Here is a 20,061-nt window from a genome sequence, read left to right on the forward strand (position 1 = left end):
TTCAGCTCGCCACGCACCACTGTTCGTTACCCGTACTCATGATCCAAAAGAAGAAATCGCAGTCGCACGATCCATACGCGCCCGTCGCGAAGAACCAGTTGCTGACCGCGCGCCTGCCGATGTGGCGCTCGAAACTTGTCGTCCTGCTGGTGTTTGGCGCGTTCGCGTCGCTGGCGGGGCGCGCGTTCTGGGTGCAGGTGGTCAATCAGGATTTCTACGTCGATCAGGGGCAAAAACGCTATCAGCGCACCATCGAACTGGATGCAACGCGCGGGCGCATCGTCGACCGCAATGGCTCGCTGCTCGCCGTCAGTCTCGCGACTTACGAGATCTGGGCCTCCCCAAAGCTGCTCGATGAAGGCGCGTTCGCGCCGCTTTCGAAGCTGCTCGACCTGCCGCTAGCAGAACTGCGCCGGCGTCTGAACGGCGACAAAACCTTCGTGCTGCTCAAGCGTCAGGTGGATGCCGACACCGCCGATCACCTCAATAAACTGGGCCTCGCCGGCATCACGCAGATCGCGGATTCGAAGCGCTTTTACCCAGAAGGAGAATCGGCGGCGCACGTGGTCGGCTTCACGGATATCGAGGACAACGGCCAGGAAGGCGTCGAACTCGCCGCCAACGAGCAGCTACTCGGCGTGCCGGGCCAGCGCGAAGTGATCCGCGACCGCCTGGGCCGGGTGGTGTCCGAAACCCGGCCGCTCGTGCCCGCGCAGAACGGCGACACCATTCATCTAACGATCGACCGCCGCATTCAGCAACTCGCCTACGCGCAACTGAAGGACGCCATTGCCAAACATCACGCCGAAGCCGGCAGCGTGGTCGTGCTCGATGCGCGCAACGGCGAGATTCTCGCGCTCGCCAACTATCCGAGCTTCGATCCGAACGACCGCGCCCGTCTCACCGGGCGGCAACTGCGCAATCGCGCGGTAGTCGACACCTTCGAGCCGGGCTCGACGATCAAGCCGGTGGTCGTCGCATTGTCGATCGACGAAGGCAAGGTGCGGCCGCAAAGCGTCATCAATACCGCGCCAGGCTGGTACAAGATCGGCCCGGCCGTGATTCACGACACGTCGAATCACGGCGCGATGACTGTTGCCGAAGCCGTGCAGAAGTCGAGCAATATCGCGCTCGCCAAGCTCGCACTGAATCTGCCCGCCGAAACGATCTGGAACAAGTATCAGGAATACGGGCTCGGGTTGCGACCCGAACTGACCTTTCCGGGTGTCGCGTCGGGCAAGGTGCGCCCGTACAAACGCTGGCGTCCGATCGAACAGGCCACCATGGCGTACGGCTACGGCCTGTCGACTTCGCTGCTGCAAATGGCGCAGGTGTACACGGCCTACGCAGGCGACGGCACCCTGCATCCCGTGAGTTTGTTGCACAAAGACAGAGATGCGGACGGGAATGCCGGTGCGGGTGGCGCGGCACAGGCCACCCGCAAAGGCCATGCGGTCACGACACCCGCCACCGCGCGCGCGATCCGCTCGATGCTCGAAATGGCCACCGGCCCTGGCGGCACAGGGCGTGCAGCAGCGGTGGAAGGCTACCGGATCGGCGGCAAAACCGGCACAGCGCGCAAGCAGGTCGGCGCGACTTACGCGAAAAACCGTTACCGCGCCCTGTTCGTCGGCATGGCGCCAATGAGCGACCCGCGGCTGATCGTCGCCGTCATGATCGACGACCCGGCCGGCAAGGCGTTCTATGGAGGGACGGTAGCCGGCCCGGTGTTCGGTGCGGTGACGGGTGGCGCACTGCAATTACTCGGGGTGCCGCCGGATGCGTGAGAGGCCGTGGCGGGGGCGCCGAAAGAGATCGTCGACCGGCAACTGGCGCTGTTCGAAAAGGTCGATCCGAGTTACGCGGAAGGTGTGAAGAAAGAACTCGGCAAGACGCCGCCGGTTTCGGAAACGGCGCTGCCTTAAACACCTGCAATGCGCCCTGCCGGTTGCGCATGCCACTGGTTGGGCGAGGCCGGTAAGCGTTAGCGTGACACCTTATCGCTGTCCGCTTTCGCCAGCGCCTCGATGCGGTTGCGGCCATTGCGTTTGGCCTGGTACATCGCCCGATCGGCTTCTTCCATTATCGCGTGGCCATTCGCGGCCGCCTCGGCCGGCGCACCGGTAATGGTGCGCGCCGCCACGCCGATCGATACGGTCAACGCAATGCGTTCGCCGTGATCGTCCTGCAAATCCAGCCTTTCGACAGCCAGCCGCACGCGCTCGGCGACCGTCAATGCATCAGAGCGATCGCCTTGCAGCAGCGCGGTGAACTCTTCGCCGCCGTAGCGCGCCACGGTGTCGCCCAACCGTACCTGCTGTCGCACGCAGGCCGCCACCGCCGCGAGGGCCCGGTCACCGGTCCGATGTCCGTAGGTGTCGTTGATGCGCTTGAAGCTGTCGATATCGATGAAAAGACACGCCACCGGCACGCCATAACGGACGGCGCGCATGATCTCCTCACGCAAGCGTTCGTCGAAGTAGCGGCGATTGGCGAGGCCGGTCAGCGAATCGGTCATGCCGAGTTGCTTGAGCCGCTCGCGATGCGCGACATTGTCGAGACTCGCCGTGACGATGCTCGCGAACCGCTCAAGAATGTCCGTGGCCATGCCTTCGCCGAAACGCACCGGGTCGTCGCTGCACAGGCACAGATAGCCGCTGACGGTGTCGCCGGCGGCCAGCGGCAGCAAGATCGCGCTCGCCGGCGTGTCGGCATCGCCGAAGAATGCGCGGCGCGCCGTTTCATCCAGCTCGCCCGGTTTGCCCAGCCATGGCCGTCCCTCGTCGCACAGACCAAGGCCTGCGAGGCCGCCTTCGCGTGAGGTTTTCAGATTGGGCTGGTCGAGCGCATGCAAGGCGCTCTGCTCGAGGAGTTCGAGCAACATGGGCGCGCGGTCATCGAGCCACAACGTCACGCTCGCCAGCGAGAATTCCTGCGGCAGATGACTGAACAGCGTGTCGAGAAACGACGGAAAACTCTGCGCGCCGATCAACCTCAACTCGACGTTCTGGAAGCGGCGCAGCGTACGTTCGTTGTGCTGCACGGTATCGACGAGCGAGCGAAGCCGGTCTGAAAGCGGCGTTTGAGCGAGATTCGTCACGTTATCAATGATGCAGGCCCGGAAGCGAAGCGGGGGCGGCGGCCCCAACCGCTGTAATAACGGCCAATTCCGCGAGGTCTTGAGGGTTGGATCAACGCGTACGCAAAAACAGCGCTTGAGCGGCGCGATCGGGCAGAGGGATCGAGCGTGGAAATTTTGAGCGCGATCTTAAGTTTGGCTTAATTCTTACCTGTAACTATGGCGCACAACATCCCCTGTTGAGCCGCCAGAACATCGGCGGCGCTTTTTTATCGAGGGATGTCGCCGAGGCACCGATAGATGGACAGCATGCCTGCGAAGAAGGAGTCAAACGATGGTGGAAGACACGGTATTCGAGCATTTGCGCGCGATGCCCGGCAACGAATGGGTGCGCCAGATCCACTCGTGCAAGGTCTCAGACCCCTTGCAACCCCCTTGGGGACGCTCGTACAGACTCGTTGAATGGACCATGAAGCACAACCCCGAATCGAGTCGCCGCGTGGTGCCAGCCGAAAGCACGCCACTCGAAATCGCACAGGCAGTGGTGTCGCACATTCCGGGGCGCCGCTTCTGCCAGCACAGCGACGACTAATCGCTTAGCTGGCAACCTCCCCTCAGTTTTTTGCGCGCCTCGCCACTTCTTCCTGAAACAGCGCGACTTCTTCCGCAGCGGCTTTTGCGACACTCGGGCGCTGCATCAAGCGCTTGTAGTAATCGGCAACTGCCGGCCATTGCGATAGATCGACGCCGCCAAACGACGCCCAGTTCAGCACGGTGACCAGATAGGCGTCGCCCACGCTGAACGCGTCGAGCAGAAACTCGTTTTGCGCCAGATGATCTTGCAGAACACCCAGCCGCAACGCGGCCTTCTCGCGCGCGTAGCGCTTCACGTCTTCCGGCGCGCGCGCATCGAGTAGCGGCACGAACACCGCCTTGTGCAACTCCGTACTGATAAAACCCAACCATTGTTGCAGCCGCGCGCGCTGTGCCGTGCCCGCGGCGGGCGCAAGCCGTGCAGCCGGAAAATGATCGGCTACATACGGCAGGATCGCGGTGTTTTCACTCAACAGCCAGCCTTCATCCGTGCGCAGCACCGGCACCTGCCCGAGCGGACTGATCGGATAAAAGTCCGAGCCGTCCGACAACTGTTTCGACTTCGTATCGACCTGAATGTACCCAGCCTGCGCCCCCGCCTCATACAGGGAAATTCGGGTGGCCAGTGAGCACGCTAGCGGAGAGAAGTACAGATCCATGGGGAATCCTCTGTCGTTGGAGTTTTTGTACTATATTGCATATAAATCACTTACGCCATATTTTTATGCCGACCAGTACAAAAAAAGAAGTGCGCCCCCGTGGACGTCCGCGTGCCTATGATTCCGACCAGGCGCTCGCCGATGCAAGAAACGTGTTCTGGCGCAGCGGCTATGCGGGCACCTCGCTGGATCAACTGAGCGCCGCGACCGGCATGAACCGCCCAAGCCTGTACGGCGCATTCGGCGATAAACATGCGTTGTATCTGACCACGCTCGAACGTTATATCGAGGCCGGCCGACTCGCGATGGTTGATGCGCTCGGCGAGGACCTGCCATTGCCGCAAGCACTGCTGCGCGTTTATGACGGCGCGCTCGCGTGGTACCTGCCCGCCGACGGCGATCCGCTCGGCTGCTTCATGATCGGCACTGCCGCGGTCGAGGCAGTAGATGACACCGAGGTTCGCGCAGCCCTTGCCGAGGGACTGCGCACCTATGACAAGGCCTTCGAGAAACGCTTCAAGCTCGCGCAGGCTGCGGGCGAACTGAGCGCCGAAGCGCAACCACCCCTCCTCGCGAAGATCGCGTCGGCGATTTTGCACAGCCTCGCGTTGCGCGCCCGCGCAGGCGATTCGCGCGCGTCGCTGCGGGCGACGGCGGTTGCGGGCGTGACATTGATATGCGGCAGTGCGGGCGAATCACCTGTGCCGGCAACGGGCAAAACCGCAGTGAAGAGACGTGGACGCTAGGCGGAAGGTGTTTCGCCCACGTCGTTCAGTTTGCGCCCGGATCATAGGCAGCCGGATAGCCGCGCCTTTGCAATGCTTGACAGTCACGGGGAACGGTTATGCCTATGATGGGCGCTTCCGCCCGACACATTATGGTTTCGACATGAGCTATCCGTACGACATACTGACCGCTGCCTGTCTTTTCATCATTGTGGTCTCCACCTCCATCATGCTCGCGCTCACCTGAGCGTTGTAACGCCCTATTGCAGGGGTTGCGCGCCGCACAACACGCGTTACGCACTTTCGTAAAAAAGACGGGATATACTGTACATATATACAGTATTTTTCGTCTGAGCAATGCGCCTTCCTCCCTTCAACCCTCCCACGCTCGCCGAACTGCGCACCTGGTGGCGCACGCGTGACGAGCAGGCCATCCAGCGGCTCATCCTCGAGATCCAACGCCAGCGGCTCACGTTGCTGGAATTGCGCCACCTGATCGACAGCGGTGTCCAGCAGGCGCGCGCAGCCGACCGCACGCTAGTCGAACGCGGCGAGCCATTAATGACATTACGCATACGGATCGCGCAGGAAGTGCTGCGCGTCGGTGACATCGACGATACCCGGCTAATGAGCCGCGCCGAACAGGAGAAGCTCGCCGTGCGAACAGAGGGTCAGATGGAATACGCACGCGAGGGCCGCTTGAGGCGGCAGCGCCGGAATATCTAGTGCGAGCGTGGCTGCACATTTGCGCGCGCCCGAACGAAACGGCGCGCGGCGGCAAGCAGATTCGTTAGCGCGTTTGCGTGGCGACGCGCAGACCGAGCGAAATGAACAGCACGCCGATGATCTTGTTTTGCCAGCGGCTCAGCCATGTCAGGCGCTTGACGAGCTTGCCCAGCGGACGAATGGTCAGCACGATCAGCGTTGTATAAAGCGCGCTCATGCCGACGAAGATCAGCCCGAGCGTCGCGAACTGCAGGAATGAGGAGCCATGCTCAGGGCGAACGAACTGCGGCAGGAACGCGAGGAAAAACAGCGCGGTCTTGGGGTTCAACACTTCGGCAGGAATCGCCTGAAAAAAGGCCTTGGAAGCGGATACCTGCGCGACTGCCGGCAAATGCGCGCCCCCTTGCTTTTCGCGCAAGGCGCGAATGCCCAGATAGATGAGATACGCGGCGCCAACGAATTTCACCGCATTGAAAGCGAGTGCCGAAGTCATCAGCAGCGCCGACAGGCCGACCGATGCGCCTAACGTATGGATGAAATCGCCAACTGCGACGCCAAGACCGGTGAGAATGCCGGCCTTGCGGCCGCCGTGCACCGTGCGAGTCAAAACCAGCAGCACGGCCGGCCCCGGAATCAGAAAGAGCCCCAGTACAACTGCAACGAACGTTCCTAGCGTAGAAAAATCGAACATGTGGTCTCCTTGGTGGCGCTCCCGCTTCAGCAGAGGGGCACGCGTTCAGCGGACGATTGTAGACGAATATCCATCGACGATCCGTTACCATGGCGGGCACAAGGCCGCATAAGATTCACATGCGGTCTGCATCTTTCCATCCATCGAAGTCTTTGCCTTGCCCACCTATACCTTGCCCGCGCCGCTGTCCGCGGAACTCGAGATTCGCAAGAGCCGTTTCATCGCGCATGCGATACCGGTCGCCGACCGCGACGCGGCGATGACCGAGTTGCGTCGTCTGCGCGACGAGCATCCAGGCGCAACGCATGTGTGCTGGGCGCTGCTGGCAGGTGGCCAGTCAGGCATGTCCGACGACGGCGAACCGTCCGGAACCGCGGGCCGGCCCATTCTCGAAGTCCTGCGGCATCATGATCTGGACGGCGTGCTGGCAGCCGTCGTGCGGTACTACGGTGGTGTAAAGCTGGGTGCCGGCGGCCTGGTGCGGGCGTATACCGATGCGATTGCATCGGCTCTACTGGATGCGCCCCGCGTAGAGAGGATTGCTCAGGTTACGCTGATCGTCGAAGTGAGTTACGCCGACGAAGCGAAAGTGCGCAGATGGATCGAGGCTGAAGGTTATGCACTCATGGACAGTGCCTACGGGATGCTGGTGAAAATGACTGTCCGGCTGCCCGTCAACGCGGTGGACGATGCCCGGCTAGCCCTGGTGGATATGACTCAGGGCAAAGCCGGTTTTTTTTGATCGTTTACCTTCCCGCCTCACTGTTACCATGCTGCTCTGTCCCGGGATGACTCAACCTAAAAGGCAACTCCTCTGACCCCGACTGCCGCTTCTTCCAGCACAGCGTCCGAGTCGCCGCCACAGAGTCAGTCTCTGCGGCCATCGCTCGGCCCCACGCGTGCAGCCCTGCGATCGACTGTACTCAAGGGTTGCGGCGTCGTCGCACTGCCGTTGATGCTGTCCGCCTGCTCGTGGTCGTGGTTCGGTCTGAATAATCCACCGCGCGCCGCGGCCGCGCATTCAACCGGCTGGCTCAGCATCGCCCCTGCCCGTGATTTCGTCTACATGCCGGCTCGCAACGGCCAGGTTTCGCCGAACCGGATCGAAAATACGGCGATGACCGGCATCGTGCTAAAGAACGATATCAACGAGGCCGTGCGCAACGGCATCGCCAGCAGTTTGCGGATCGCCGGTTTTCATCTCACCGGGGGCCGGAAGGTTCTGAGCGGCAGCATCGAGCAGTTCACGGTAGACGACTCGCGCTCGCCAACATTCTGGACACTGAAAATGCGCTATGTCGTGACCGATGCCGCGACCCAGAATGTTGTGTTCTCAACCATCAAGACGGTCCGGCAGAAATCGCCTAAATTCACCAGCAATACCATCGCCATCGAAGACACCGTCAGGCTGAGCGTCGATGCGTTGATCAGCGACCCAGGCTTCGTTAAATCAGTAAATTGAGCATGTGAACTGAATCGGCGCGATCCGCCGATTCGCTACAATCGGGAGATAGCGGAAAAAGCAGAATCAGGGCTTTAATGCCGCTTGCGCATCGCGCACACCCGATTCGATTCGCTGCCGTCCCGTCTCCCTCTCCGTGCGAGCCGTCATGTCTATCACCGCCTGGCTGTTCTTCCTGCCCGCCTGCTTCGCGATCAACCTCGCGCCCGGCCCGAACAATCTTCTCTCGATCAACGTCGCCGCACGTCACGGCTTCATGACGGCGTTCGTCGGCGGCACCGGCCGGCTTGTCGCGTTCGCGGCGATGCTGGTGTTGGCGGCGACAGGCCTCGCCGTCGTGCTGCACGCATCCGAGTGGTTCTTTCTTGCGATCAAACTGGCCGGCGCCGCGTATCTGATCTGGCTTGCCATCCAATTGTGGCGCAGTGACGCTCGGGCCATCGACACGACTCAGCAGGACGACGCGTCGCTCTGGCGGATTGCGCGGCGGGAATGTCTCGTGGCGGCAGGTAATCCGAAGGCGATCCTTGTTTTTACCGCATTTTTGCCGCAGTTTGTCGATATCGCCAAACCGATGCTGCCGCAGTTCGCCGTGCTCGGCGCGAGCTTTCTGGTACTCGAATGGGTGGCGATCGCGCTTTATTCCTGGGCTGGCATGCACCTCGGCAAGTGGCTGGTTCGCGCCAAGGTTCGCCGGTGGTTCAATCGCTGCTGCGGCGCGTTTCTGGCGACGATCGGCGTGAGCTTTCTGCTGGTTCGGCGGACATAAACCTCTGCTCAAAACCAAAAATATCAAGCTGGCCGAACGGTCCCGCTGGTCACGCCTCGGTTTTGTACTACACCCTCTGCTGCCGTTGAAATCTGCAAGGTAATCGGCCGTTAACGCACATATAAACGATAGCTAATGCATGACAGCATAAACTTTAACTGTCAGTAATCGTCCGGCGCCCCTATGCTCGAAGAATGACCCGGCGCCGCGGTAAGACGATTGGCGGCTACGGGCAAGAGACTTCTCATAGTCACAGGGGCGGCATCATGAAGATCTGTATCTTCGGAGCAGGAGCAATTGGCGGTTTGATGGGCGTGCAACTGGCACGTGCCGGCGCGGATGTGAGTTTCGTCGCGCGCGGCGCGCATCTCGCCGCGATGCGCGAACACGGCGCACGCCTGATCATGGACGGCCAAACGTACAGCGCGCCGGTACGCTGTACGTCCGATCCGCGCGAACTCGGCGTGCAGGACTTTGTGATCATCACACTGAAAGCGCACTCGCTACCCGGCGTGGTCGATGCGATGCAGCCGCTCCTCGGCAAACACACGGCCATCGTCACTGGCGTCAACGGCATTCCCTATTGGTACTTTTATCAGCACGGCGGAAAATTCGCCGGCACGCGCCTCGCCAGCATCGACCCAGACGGCAGCCAATGGACGAAGCTCGGGCCCGAACGCGCGATCGGTTGCGTGTTGTATCCCGCCGCGGAGATCGTCGAGCCGGGCGTCATCAAGCACGTGTACGGCAAAAAATTCCCGATCGGCGAGCCGAGCGGCGAACGCACGCCACGCATTCAACAGTTGCACGAGATCATGCAAGCGGCAGGTTTCGACGCACCGATCCGCGACAATATCCGTGACGAAATCTGGCTCAAGCTGTGGGGAAATCTGTGCTTCAATCCGATCAGCGCATTGACCCACGCCACGCTCGATGTCCTCACCAGCGACCCCGGCACGCGTGCGGTGTCACGCACGATGATGCTCGAAGCCAAGCGGATAGCGGATCAGTTCGGCGTGCATTTTCGCGTCGATGTGGAAAAACGTATTGACGGTGCGGGCGCGGTCGGCGCGCATAAGACCTCGACGCTGGTCGATCTGGAAAACCGCCGTCCGATGGAGATCGATCCGCTATTGACGGTGGTACAGGAGATGGGTCGTCTCGTCGCCGAACCCACGCCGACTATCGACGTTGTGCTCGCGCTGGTCAAGCTGCGCGAACGGATGGCATTGCAGGACGATTAAGCACCCGTTCGCACTGCGACCCGTCTCACAAGCTTCCGTTCAGGAAAGGAAAGGATCGAACGCCATGCGTTCGATCCTTTTTTACATCGTTATTGATCGATTGCCAGCCACACCGCCTTCGGTTCCGTGAAGTTTTCAATCGCCACGTCACCGTGTTCGCGACCAAAACCGGAATCGCCTGAGCCACCCCAAGGCAAGCGCACATCGGTATAGCCGTAGGTATTGATCCATACGGTGCCCGCTCTCAGATCGCGCGCGACCCGATGTACGCGACCGATATCCGCGCTCCATACGCCGGCCGCGAGGCTATACAACGTGCCATTGGCAATACGGATCGCATCGGCTTCGTCGTTGAAACGGATCACAGTCGCCACCGGCCCGAAGATCTCCTCCTGCGAAATGCGCATTTCATGCTCGACATTGGCGAACACCGTCGGTTCGACGAAGAAACCCCGCTCGCCCACTCGCGCGCCACCGGTCACGAGCGACGCCCCTTCGGACCGACCCGTCTCGACATAGCCGAGCACGGTCTTCATCTGCGCGGCGGAGATAAGCGGTCCCATCGAGGTTTCGCGCGCCGCCGGGTCGCCAACCTTGATCGCCTTCGCACGCGCCGCGAGACGCTCGACAACTTCGTCGTAGACGTCGCGATGAGCCAGAATGCGCGAGCCCGCCGAACATACCTGGCCGGTATTGAAGAAGATACCCGACGCCGCGGCTCGCACCGCATTGTCGAGATTCGCATCCGGGAAGATCAGGTTCGCCGATTTGCCGCCAAGCTCCAGCGTAACGCGCTTGAAGTTGCTGGCCGCGCCTTGCAGAATGCCGCGCCCCACAGAAGGCGAGCCCGTGAAAGTCACTTTGTCGATGCCGGGATGCGCCACCAGTGCATCGCCCACCACCCGCCCCTTGCCGGTGACGATATTCAGCACGCCCGGCGGCACGCCCGCTTCGAGCGCGAGTTCGCCGATGCGCAACGCGGTCAGCGGCGTAATTTCCGCGGGCTTGACGATCAGCGTGCAACCGCACGCCAGCGCGGGCGCAATTTTCCACATGCCGATCATCAGCGGGAAGTTCCACGGCACGATTGCGGCGACCACGCCGACCGGCTCACGCAATGTGTACGTCAATGCGTCGGGACGCACCGGCACTACCTGCCCATTGATCTTGTCGCACCAGCCTGCGTAGTATTCGAGCGTATCGATCGCTGCCGGAATATCCTGGCGCATCACAGCGGAAATCGGCTTGCCGGCGTCGATACTTTCGAGCGCGGCGAGTTCTTCCAGATTCGCGCGCATCAGGCCGGCGAGACGCATCAGGATACGGCCTCGCTCGGCTGCCCGGATCGCGTTCCACACTTTCAATGCGGCACGCGCAGCATGTACCGCGGTGTCGACATCGGCGGCGCTGCCTTGTGCCACCAGCGCAATCGGCTCTTCTGTCGCCGGGTTGATATCGATGGAATATTCGCCGGTGCCGGGCGGTAAACGCTTGCCGTCGATCAGCAGATCATGGCGCCTGAGGTCGGTGTCAGTTTCCATCATGAAGCTCCTTGCGGGGAATGTTGCATGGGTTGATTGGCAACGGATCGGCCAGGGCGGCGAACTGTGCCCATGCGGCCGCGGCGTTGGGCCTGAGGGAGCGGTTACGGCGATGCACGAGCAGCGTCGTCAGATTCATCTCCGGAATGAGGGGCCGGCTGACCAGTGAGGCGCCGTATGGGGGCCAATGGTCATCGATGGGTAAAACACCGATGCCAATACCTAGCTCGACCATGCGCGACACCGCCGCGACGTGTCCGAGTTCCTGCACCGGCCGTCGCTTCAGGCCGTGCGCGCTGAAGGCAAGCTCGAGCGCCGCGCGCATGCCCGCATCGGCATTCAGTGTGACGAGCGCGCATTCCTGCAAGGCGCTCCATGCAACGCCGGTTTGCCGCGCCAGCGGATGCGCAGACGGCATCACCACATGCAGCGGCGTTGTGAACACCACCTGCGCATGCAACTGATCGCTGACCAGAGGCTCGGCCACCGAAACCACGCCGAAGTCCACTTCCCCCTGTTCGACGCTCGCGAGCACACTGCTTTGCGGCTGATCCTTGACGGACACGATCAACTCGGGAAACGCCGACGCGCAACGGGCCAGCCCCTGGGCCACCCAACTCGACGACAACACGGGATTGCTAGCCAGCACGACCACGCCGGTGTGTCCGTCGTAAGCGGCACGCTCCTCGCGCAGCGTCAATTCGATTTCATCGAGCAGGCGCCCGATTCGGCGCTCCAGACTCGCGCCCGCATGAGTCAGTTCTACCTGGCGCGTGGTGCGGTCGAACAGTTTCAATTCGACCGCGTCTTCAAGTTCGCGCACACAACGGCTCACTGCCGACTGCGTCAGATCGAACTCGCGCGCCGCGCGCGTAAAGCTCCGTTCACGTGCAACGGCGACGAACACCTTGAGTTGCTGCAGTGAGACATTCATGGCGTAACCGCCGGGTGTGGACTCCGCACCCTATTCCCCTGATTGCTCAGGCCAGTGGCTAAGCCGCGAGGGCTTGCTGCCGGCCACGGCCAGCACGCCCTCGGGCTGATTGTGCGTTTCGATCCAGCGCGAGCGCATTGGCGCGAGAATGAATTTCGCCGAGATGCCCGCGGCGATCGTGACGACGGCGGAGACGATAAAAACGAGATTCCAGCCACCGGTAGCCGATAGTACCGATGCAATCGGCACCAGCAGCGACGCCGTTCCCTTCGCGGTGTAAAGCGTGCCCGCATTGGCCGCCGCATATTTGCTGCCGAAGGTATCAGCGCAGATTGCCGGGAAGATCGAGAAAATTTCGCCCCAGAACAGGAAGATCAGCGCGGCGAACGTCATGAACGCATAGGGGTTGCTGCCGTATTGCATCAGGCCGAGCAATGCGAGGCCCTCGCCGATAAAGATCACGAACATCGTGTTCTCACGGCCGATTTTGTCGGAAATAAACCCGCACAGCGGACGGGTAAAGCCGTTGCAGATATTGTCGATAGAGAGCGTGGCCGTGAGCAGCGGCAGGGTCATGCCGAAGATCGTCATCGGGATGCGTGCGAGCCCCCAGTCTTTCGCGATCGGACCGAGTTGCGCAGTCGCCATCAGGCCACCCGCTGCCACCGCGACAAAGGACACGTAGATCACCCAGAACACCGGTGTCTTGATCATCTGACCCGGCGTGTAATCGACCTTGGTGACCGCAAACTTCCTCTTCGGTGCGGCTTGCAGTTGCAAGTTCGGCTTCTTCAACAACAACGCGAGCGCGAGTATGCAAACACCCTGCAGGATGCCGAAGACAAAGAAGGTGTGTTCGTAGCCCGTGCGCGTGATCATGTTGGCGATCGGAATGACGGTGACGGCCGCGCCCGCGCCAAAACCTGCCGCAGTCAGGCCGGCCGCAAGACCGCGGCGGTCCGGAAACCACTTCAACGCATTGCCGACACACGTACCGTACACACCGCCCGCGCCGATCCCGGCAATGACCGCCGACACATACAGCATCGGCAAGGTCGTCGCATACGAATTGATGACCCATGCGAGGCCGGCGCATACCGCACCGCCGGCAACCACGGGCCGCGGTCCAAACTTGTCGACCAGCCAGCCCTCCACCGGCACGAGCCACGTTTCAGTGAGGATGAAAATAGCGAAGGCGAGCTGAATGGATGCTTCACCCCAGTGATGCCGCGCATTCATCGGCGTAACGAACAACGTCCATGCATATTGCAGATTGGCCACCAACGCCATGCACATCATGCCGATGACGAGTTGCCACCAACGGTTCGCCCAGAATACGCGCGCCGTGGCCTGCTGATTGGTATCGCCCATGAGCCTTGTCTCCGCTATTTATTCAGTGCAGCCCGCCGTCACGCCGCACTGTATACGTCTCACCTTATCGTTATGACCCGAACAGCCTTGCCATTCGGGAATATTTAATATTTGCATCTTTAATCAGCATTCTTTAAAGAACCGCGCTACCTGAATTATCGTTTTTCGGGTCGGTTCTTTATTCCGATCAATTAGGCATCGGTACTGCATCAATCTTTCGCTGTTGCCCCGCCGCACCTCGAATTCACGCGTTAACCCGAACACACCCCGAATATTGCACCGGCAATTCCGCTTTTCTTATACAGACCCATGCTAGGGTCATTGCTGAATTACGAATAATTAAAGTTTGTTATTATGTTGATTCACGATTGCTTATACATTGGCCATGACGATGCGCAATGCGACTCTGCGGCAATTGAAGGTCTTTGAAACGGTAGCGCGCCACCTGAGCTTCTCGCGTGCTGCGGAAGAATTGCATCTGACGCAGCCCGCCGTCTCCACCCAGGTCCGGCAGCTCGAGGAACACGCTGGGCTGCCGCTGTTCGAACAACTCGGCAAAAAAATCTATCTGACGCCGGCCGGCACCGAGATGCTTCACTACAGCCGCGCGATCATTCAGCAGTTCCATGAAGTCGACGAGGCGATGAGTCAGCTCAAGGGCGTCTCCGGCGGCAAGCTGAACGTCGCGGTGATCAGCGCCGGCGACTATTTCTTTCCCCGCCTGCTGGCTGAATTCACACGACGCTACTCCGGCGTCGTGCTCAATCTCGCCGTGCACAATCGCGAACAACTGTTGCATCAACTTGCGACCAATCAGACCGATCTCGCGGTGATGGTGCGTCCGCCGCACGAAACCGACGCGACCAACGAACCGTTCGCGCCGCACCCTTACGTGATCGTGGCGGCGCCCACGCATCCGCTCGCGCACAAACGCAACATCAAGATGAGCCAGTTGGCGAACGAGGCCTTCATCGTGCGCGAACGCGGCTCGGACACATGGAATTCGATGGAAGAAGGCTTCGCCGGCCGTCTCTCCAATCTCAAGATCGCGATGGAGATCAAGAGCACCGAGACGATCAAGCAGGCCGTCATTGCCGGCATGGGGATCGCATTCCTGTCCGCGCACACGATCAGTCTCGAGTTGCAGCTCGGCCATCTGGTCGTACTCGACGTCGAGACCTTTCCGGTCATGCTCAACTGGTACGTCGTGCATCGCAAGAACAAGCGTCTGCCGCCGGTTGCCGTCGCCTTCAAACGCTTCCTGATGGAAGAAGGCGCGAACCTCATCGAGAAAATCACGCGTGTGAAGGAATTGAGCGTCTATAAGCAGTAGGTTATGGAGAACCAATAAAACTTTAACTATTTCAAATTGATCGGTATCCCTATCCTGCAAGTGAGTTCCCTTACTTGTCAGCCCAGGAGGCCGATCATGAATCACGCTTCGGTTGAGTCTCATACCAGCACGCTTACCGCACGCGTTACCGTGGACGGCCCCGACGACGCCCATCTGAGCGCGTACAACGCTGCCTTCAGCGACCTTGGCCTGCGGTTCCGCTGGGACCAGACCACGCTCGACGTGCTGAAGGAATTCAACAGTGAAGCAGCGCGTATCACTGCCTACATCGAGCGATTTCACGCGCATCTTCACCGGGCGTACGATGCCGAGTTTCTTGCCCAGATGATCCTGAGCAAGAAGGCCAGGTACTACAGCGAGTTCTCGGCAGCCGGCGAATAAGGGCTTCTGCGGGGCAATCCCGCCAATCGCTCTGCTTGCCACCCGGCGCTTCTGTATATTCATCTTTGACGGTACATCGCGCGATGAGTGGAACGTTGGCGGACGGGCCCGCGCTTTTGTACACTCATGTTCCCACTGACATGCCAGCCGCGGCGGTGCCGGAATGCTGCCGCGCGCACCATGCCTGGCGCTGTCGTCTCAGTCTCACGCAGCACCCACGCCTGTTCTTCGCCTCCGTGCCATTCGATGCGCGCCAGCAACCCGTGCGGCTCCAACTGCTCCAACCGTTCCAACGTTAACGCGTGGTGATGACGGCGTCCGGTGAATGCATGAGCGCGAGGATTGCTGGAATAGGCGCGGCTCGCCATCAGATGCACGCCTAGTGCAACGGCCAGCGCGCTCATCGCAAGCAACGCGGGGAGTCCAAACGGTTGCACGCGTTCAGTGACAAAGCCGTAGCCGAGCCATCCGCATAGCAGCAGCGTCAGCACATTGACAATGCGATGGCCCGGGTGTGCCGTCACGCTCAACGCCAACGCGCCACGCAGTTTGCAGAATTCGATTGCGGACGTGGCGAAAATAAGCGCGCCGATGAACACCGCTGCATAGAGTTCGATGCGCTCGCCATCCGCCTGGGCCGCCGCCGAGAGATAACACGCAAATGCGCCCGACATGACAGCTAGCCCCCCGACGCTACCGAGCAGCGCAACGAGCCGCGGCCGTCGCGTCATAGGGTTACCTCATGCGCGACAGTCAACGTATTGCTTAGCGTGCCGATCCCGTCGATCGAGATCGTCACCGTCGCACCGTCCTTGATCGAACCCACACCCACCGACGTACCGCAAGCAATGACATCGCCCGGCTCGAGCGTCATGTCCTGTGAAATCAGACGCACCTGCTCGGCAGGTGAAAACACCATATCGGCGAGCGGATAATTCTGCCGCTCCACACCGTCGAGCATCGTCACGAGACGCGCCGCATGCCAGTCGAAACCGGAGACAATCGAGGGTCCGATGCAGCAGAACGTATCGAAGCCCTTTGCGCGGCACCACTGCGGAAAGTGCGGATTCTCGTTCAACAGATCGGCTGCGGTCACGTCGTTGATGAGCGTGTAGCCGAAGATCGATTCCGCAGCCTCTCCGGCACTCGCATCGCGGCAGCGCCGCCCGATCACGATACCGAGTTCGCCTTCGTAGACGATCTTCCCCGCGTAACTGAGCGGCCGGCGGATCGGCTCACCCGAGCCGATCACCGAATCCGCCGGCTTCAACAGAAATAGCGGATGCGCCGGCACAGGCTTATCGAGCTTCGCCGCGAGCGCGTGATAGTTATTCCACAACGCGACGATCTTGCCGGGTGCACACGGCGCGAGCGGCCTGAGTGCACGTGTCGACAACACCGCACCGGTCGGTACCGGCTGATCGAGACTTTCGTACTCGTGCAGATATCCGCCTTCCACCCGGCCGAACACGACGCCGCCGTCGCTCGACATGAAACGCATCCATGTTTCCATACGTCACTCCTTGAGCCTTCAGATTGAGCGTTCAGATTGCGCCGGCGGTCCGCAATGCGCTGATCTGCTCGGGTGAATAGCCGAGTTCCGTCATGACCTCGTCGGTATGCTCGCCCAGCAGCGGCGAGCGCGTGACTTCGGTCGGGCTGTCCGACAGTTTGATAGGATTACCAACCGTCAGATACTTGCCGCGAGTCGGATGATCCACTTCGACAATCGTGCCGGTTTTGCGCAGTGACGGCTCTTCGGCGATTTCCTTCATGGACAGGATCGGCCCGCAAGGGATATCGTATTTGTTGAGGATCTGCATGGCCTCGAACTTGGTCTTGGTCATGGTCCAGCGCTCGATCTCGGCAAAGATGTCCTTCAGATGCGGCAAGCGCGCGGCAGGCGTCGCGTAGTCCGGGTCGGTGGCCCATTCTTCCTTGCCGATCACGTTGCAGATCTTCGCCCACACCGGCGCCTGCGTGATGAAGTAGATATACGCATTGGGATCCGTCTCCCAGCCCTTGCACTTCAGAATCCAGCCTGGCTGACCACCGCCCGAAGCATTCCCCGCACGCGGCACCGCTTCACCGAACTTCCCATTCGGATATTGCGGATACTCTTTCATCGTACCGGTGCGGTCGAGCCGTTGCTGATCGCGCAGCTTCACGCGGCACAGGTTGAGCACGCCGTCCTGCATCGCGGCGAGCACCTTCTGACCGCGCCCGGTTTGCGTGCGCTGATACAGCGCCGTGACAATGCCTAGCGCCAGATGCAAACCCGTGCCGCTGTCGCCGATCTGCGCGCCGCTCACCACCGGCGGACCATCATCGAAACCGGTGGTCGAGGCCGCGCCGCCCGCGCATTGCGCGACGTTCTCATACACCTTGCAATCTTCGTAAGGGCCAGGGCCGAATCCCTTCACCGACGCCACGATCATGCGTGGATTCAATTCCTGAATTCGCTCCCACGTGAAACCCATCCGGTCCAGCGCACCCGGTGCAAAATTCTCTACCAGCACGTCGCATTTCTGGATCAGCGTCTCGAGAACCTGTTTGCCTTCCGGGTTCTTGGTGTCGATCGTGATCGAGCGTTTGTTGTGATTGAGCATCGTGAAGTACAAGCTATCCACATCGGGGATATCGCGTAACTGCTCACGCGTGATGTCGCCGGCACCGGCCCGCTCCACCTTGATCACGTCCGCGCCGAACCACGCGAGCAACTGCGTGCAGGTCGGGCCCGATTGCACATGCGTGAAATCGAGAATGCGCACACCGTCGAGTGCTTTGCTCATGTCAAGTCTCCTGTCCTGATCAGTCAGTTGTATGCAACGGTTATCGACCGACACGCCCGCTTCGATAACGTCCGCTCGCGCGGATGTCTGGTACGTCTCGGCACATACGGTATGTGATATATCACGTTCAATCAAGTGCGATCTCAAAATACGACTGTTTTGAGATTTCTGCCTCAAATACCTGTCTGGCCTGCATTTCAGCGAGATGACGCTGCTCCGGTCAGCTCGATTCGAGGGAAAACACCGAGGGGTTACTGTCTCGATCGCCTTTGATATATCACATACTATATTTCAACGACCGTCAAGCCAGGCTTATCCTCACTGCGAGGCGGCGACTAGCAAAGAAAGAAATGGTGAACGCTCATGAACATGAGCCGAAGAGGCCAGGTGAATGCGGCGTCGGAGAGATGATTCCGGTGGCGCGGTGTTGACGCTATTTCCTTATCCGACCGCGGCGCACACGTGCGGATCGGAAAAGCAAAAGGCCCGCGGTGATGACATCACCGTGGGCCTTTTTCATTCGTTGCGCCGATCAGGCACCTAAGCAGCCGTCAATCCAGAAAATCGCAATTCGCTTCCACAAACGCCGCCAGATCGAGCGAATGCTGGCGCGTCAGTCGTTCAGCCAGTTCGGTATCGCGCTTCTCCAACGCCTCGATAATGCGCAGATGGTCGACGATCGAACGCGACGCGCGATCGCTCTGCGAAATGGTCATGCGGCGAATCGCTCGCACGTGGATAAAGATGTTCTTGATCGTGTCGAGAATGATCTGCGACTTCGACAGCTCGACGATCGCCTGATGAAACGCGATGTTGGCGTCGGAATACTCAATGATGTGCTCGGCCGGCGTGGCGTCGCGGAAATTGTCGAACATGTGGCGCAGGCGGGCGATTTCTTTGTCCGTGGCATGCAGTGTGGCAAGACGCGCCGCCATACTTTCAAGCGCGGCCCACATCTGGATCATTTCGACGATCTCGCGCTTGCTCTTGCGCACGATGTAGATGCCGCGCCGCGGCACCATGCGTAGAAAACCTTCCTGTTCGAGCAGCGTCATCGCCTCACGCACCGGCGTGCGGCTCACGCCCAGCGATTCGCTCAGCACGCGCTCGTCGAGGCGGATTTCTTCGCGGGTCTGGTAGATATCCGCGTCGGCAATGGCCTGGCGCAGCATTACATACGCCTGATCGCGCAAGCTCGCACTCGCGCCGATGGGTTGCAACGACAACGTCAAGGGTGTGGCCACTGCTTCAGTTTGAAGTTCTGACGACATTCATCGCCTCTTGTTGAACATGCGCACGATGCGGCGGCGCCGCAACCATTCCGCCATCTTCCGCAACCAGGCCGATGAACCGGCCATGTTGTGCGGCGAGCTGCGCAACCGGCTGCGGGATCCAGCGGGTCAACAGGACGGTGGCGGCAGAACCTAAACCCACGACAGCAACGGTAAGCAGCGCGAGAGGAACAAATTCCATTTGTAGCTCCGAATGATTGAGTGAACAGAGGGCTCAATCATATGCTGCAGCGCCGCAAAAATCAATATTCCGTATGTAGTATATCAGTCGATGTTGTTTTTAGGATTGCATGTTCAAGGTAGCACGGGTAGATAGCGGCTGGCTCCTATGCTCGCGTAAACAGGCGAAGCTCCGTGTAAACGCGCAAAACGCGCGCTATGCGCGCAGCCGCGTTCGATGATCGCGCAATTTCTTCTCAATGCGGATTGTGGGAACCGCTCCTCATC

The 20,061-nt window shown here is 60.4% G+C and carries 22 protein-coding genes; 11 read left to right on the forward strand and 11 right to left on the reverse strand.

Annotated features, from left to right (window positions below; genetic code table 11):
- Nucleotides 1-38: 38 nt before the first annotated feature.
- Both PQR40_RS01070 and PQR40_RS01075 read left to right on the forward strand, forming a co-directional pair.
- Complete coding sequence (locus PQR40_RS01070) at nucleotides 39-1,787, forward strand: peptidoglycan D,D-transpeptidase FtsI family protein (RefSeq protein ID WP_408237229.1); 1,749 nt, start codon at nucleotides 39-41, stop codon at nucleotides 1,785-1,787.
- A 6-nt stretch (nucleotides 1,788-1,793) separates the two neighbouring features.
- Nucleotides 1,794-1,925, forward strand: a complete 132-nt coding sequence (locus PQR40_RS01075; protein ID WP_408237232.1) for a hypothetical protein — start codon at nucleotides 1,794-1,796, stop codon at nucleotides 1,923-1,925.
- Nucleotides 1,926-1,984: 59 nt separating this feature from the next.
- Here PQR40_RS01075 and PQR40_RS01080 read toward each other — a convergent pair whose 3' ends face one another.
- Nucleotides 1,985-3,100, reverse strand: coding sequence for a GGDEF domain-containing protein (locus PQR40_RS01080; protein WP_408237235.1), 1,116 nt, complete (start codon nucleotides 3,098-3,100; stop codon nucleotides 1,985-1,987).
- A 313-nt stretch (nucleotides 3,101-3,413) separates the two neighbouring features.
- On the opposite strand from PQR40_RS01080, the gene PQR40_RS01085 reads away from it, so the two are divergent.
- The gene (locus tag PQR40_RS01085) at nucleotides 3,414-3,671 is read left to right on the forward strand and encodes a DUF2866 domain-containing protein (RefSeq protein WP_120347438.1); all 258 of its coding nucleotides are present in this window, start codon (nucleotides 3,414-3,416) and stop codon (nucleotides 3,669-3,671) included.
- A 22-nt stretch (nucleotides 3,672-3,693) separates the two neighbouring features.
- Here PQR40_RS01085 and PQR40_RS01090 read toward each other — a convergent pair whose 3' ends face one another.
- Entirely contained in the window at nucleotides 3,694-4,332 is a 639-nt protein-coding gene (locus PQR40_RS01090; RefSeq protein WP_408237239.1) for a glutathione binding-like protein, read from the reverse strand.
- A 65-nt stretch (nucleotides 4,333-4,397) separates the two neighbouring features.
- On the opposite strand from PQR40_RS01090, the gene PQR40_RS01095 reads away from it, so the two are divergent.
- Complete coding sequence (locus tag PQR40_RS01095) at nucleotides 4,398-5,078, forward strand: TetR/AcrR family transcriptional regulator (RefSeq protein WP_408237242.1); 681 nt, start codon at nucleotides 4,398-4,400, stop codon at nucleotides 5,076-5,078.
- 336 nt (nucleotides 5,079-5,414) lie between these two features.
- Nucleotides 5,415-5,783 carry a hypothetical protein gene (locus PQR40_RS01100; RefSeq protein ID WP_408237244.1) on the forward strand — a complete coding sequence of 123 codons (369 nt, stop codon included), beginning with the start codon at nucleotides 5,415-5,417 and terminating at the stop codon, nucleotides 5,781-5,783.
- Between the two features lie 64 nt (nucleotides 5,784-5,847).
- Here PQR40_RS01100 and PQR40_RS01105 read toward each other — a convergent pair whose 3' ends face one another.
- Complete coding sequence (locus PQR40_RS01105; RefSeq protein ID WP_408237247.1) at nucleotides 5,848-6,474, reverse strand: LysE family translocator; 627 nt, start codon at nucleotides 6,472-6,474, stop codon at nucleotides 5,848-5,850.
- Nucleotides 6,475-6,631: 157 nt separating this feature from the next.
- On the opposite strand from PQR40_RS01105, the gene PQR40_RS01110 reads away from it, so the two are divergent.
- The 4 genes from PQR40_RS01110 to PQR40_RS01125 all read left to right on the forward strand — a co-directional run bounded on the left by PQR40_RS01110 (nucleotide 6,632) and on the right by PQR40_RS01125 (nucleotide 9,949).
- Nucleotides 6,632-7,216 carry an IMPACT family protein gene (locus PQR40_RS01110; protein ID WP_408340529.1) on the forward strand — a complete coding sequence of 195 codons (585 nt, stop codon included), beginning with the start codon at nucleotides 6,632-6,634 and terminating at the stop codon, nucleotides 7,214-7,216.
- A gap of 213 nt (nucleotides 7,217-7,429) precedes the next feature.
- On the forward strand, nucleotides 7,430-7,936 hold the full coding sequence (locus PQR40_RS01115) for a hypothetical protein (protein WP_408237306.1): 507 nt from the start codon (nucleotides 7,430-7,432) through the stop codon (nucleotides 7,934-7,936).
- 148 nt (nucleotides 7,937-8,084) lie between these two features.
- Entirely contained in the window at nucleotides 8,085-8,705 is a 621-nt protein-coding gene (locus tag PQR40_RS01120; protein ID WP_408508242.1) for a LysE family translocator, read from the forward strand.
- A gap of 266 nt (nucleotides 8,706-8,971) precedes the next feature.
- A complete protein-coding gene (locus PQR40_RS01125) occupies nucleotides 8,972-9,949 on the forward strand; it encodes a 2-dehydropantoate 2-reductase (protein WP_408237256.1) in 978 nt (325 codons plus the stop codon).
- Between the two features lie 89 nt (nucleotides 9,950-10,038).
- Here PQR40_RS01125 and PQR40_RS01130 read toward each other — a convergent pair whose 3' ends face one another.
- From PQR40_RS01130 to oxlT, 3 genes are read right to left on the reverse strand one after another with little or no spacing between them, the layout of a single operon-like run.
- Nucleotides 10,039-11,490 (reverse strand): aldehyde dehydrogenase family protein, encoded by a 1,452-nt coding sequence (locus PQR40_RS01130; RefSeq protein WP_408237308.1) that lies wholly within the window; start codon nucleotides 11,488-11,490, stop codon nucleotides 10,039-10,041.
- Nucleotides 11,480-12,424: a LysR family transcriptional regulator gene (locus tag PQR40_RS01135; protein WP_408237259.1), complete on the reverse strand. Its 945-nt coding sequence runs from the start codon at nucleotides 12,422-12,424 to the stop codon at nucleotides 11,480-11,482. The genes PQR40_RS01130 and PQR40_RS01135 overlap by 11 nt, the downstream gene beginning before the upstream one ends.
- Before the next feature lie 30 nt (nucleotides 12,425-12,454).
- Nucleotides 12,455-13,795 carry an oxalate/formate MFS antiporter gene (oxlT, locus tag PQR40_RS01140; RefSeq protein ID WP_408340525.1) on the reverse strand — a complete coding sequence of 447 codons (1,341 nt, stop codon included), beginning with the start codon at nucleotides 13,793-13,795 and terminating at the stop codon, nucleotides 12,455-12,457.
- A gap of 385 nt (nucleotides 13,796-14,180) precedes the next feature.
- Here oxlT and PQR40_RS01145 point away from each other — a divergent pair, with 385 nt between their 5' ends.
- Together PQR40_RS01145 and PQR40_RS01150 are read left to right on the forward strand one after the other, a co-directional pair.
- Nucleotides 14,181-15,128: a LysR family transcriptional regulator gene (locus PQR40_RS01145; protein WP_408237265.1), complete on the forward strand. Its 948-nt coding sequence runs from the start codon at nucleotides 14,181-14,183 to the stop codon at nucleotides 15,126-15,128.
- Between the two features lie 96 nt (nucleotides 15,129-15,224).
- The gene (locus tag PQR40_RS01150) at nucleotides 15,225-15,530 is read left to right on the forward strand and encodes an HAD family hydrolase (protein ID WP_408508243.1); all 306 of its coding nucleotides are present in this window, start codon (nucleotides 15,225-15,227) and stop codon (nucleotides 15,528-15,530) included.
- Nucleotides 15,531-15,589: 59 nt separating this feature from the next.
- On the opposite strand, the gene PQR40_RS01155 is transcribed toward PQR40_RS01150, so the two are convergent.
- The 5 genes from PQR40_RS01155 to PQR40_RS01175 all read right to left on the reverse strand — a co-directional run bounded on the left by PQR40_RS01155 (nucleotide 15,590) and on the right by PQR40_RS01175 (nucleotide 19,795).
- The gene (locus PQR40_RS01155) at nucleotides 15,590-16,261 is read right to left on the reverse strand and encodes an NAD(P)(+) transhydrogenase (Re/Si-specific) subunit beta (protein WP_408508244.1); all 672 of its coding nucleotides are present in this window, start codon (nucleotides 16,259-16,261) and stop codon (nucleotides 15,590-15,592) included.
- Nucleotides 16,258-17,043, reverse strand: coding sequence for a fumarylacetoacetate hydrolase family protein (locus PQR40_RS01160; RefSeq protein WP_408237274.1), 786 nt, complete (start codon nucleotides 17,041-17,043; stop codon nucleotides 16,258-16,260). Before PQR40_RS01160 ends, PQR40_RS01155 begins: the two co-directional genes overlap by 4 nt.
- Nucleotides 17,044-17,074: 31 nt before the next feature.
- Nucleotides 17,075-18,322 carry a formyl-CoA transferase gene (gene frc / locus PQR40_RS01165; protein ID WP_408237277.1) on the reverse strand — a complete coding sequence of 416 codons (1,248 nt, stop codon included), beginning with the start codon at nucleotides 18,320-18,322 and terminating at the stop codon, nucleotides 17,075-17,077.
- A gap of 551 nt (nucleotides 18,323-18,873) precedes the next feature.
- Nucleotides 18,874-19,593: a GntR family transcriptional regulator gene (locus PQR40_RS01170; protein WP_408340519.1), complete on the reverse strand. Its 720-nt coding sequence runs from the start codon at nucleotides 19,591-19,593 to the stop codon at nucleotides 18,874-18,876.
- Nucleotides 19,571-19,795: a hypothetical protein gene (locus tag PQR40_RS01175; protein WP_408508245.1), complete on the reverse strand. Its 225-nt coding sequence runs from the start codon at nucleotides 19,793-19,795 to the stop codon at nucleotides 19,571-19,573. Before PQR40_RS01175 ends, PQR40_RS01170 begins: the two co-directional genes overlap by 23 nt.
- Nucleotides 19,796-20,061 lie beyond the last annotated feature (266 nt).

The sequence above is a fragment of the Paraburkholderia sediminicola genome, assembly GCF_046026855.1.
Taxonomy (GTDB): Bacteria; Pseudomonadota; Gammaproteobacteria; order Burkholderiales; family Burkholderiaceae; genus Paraburkholderia; species Paraburkholderia sediminicola_A.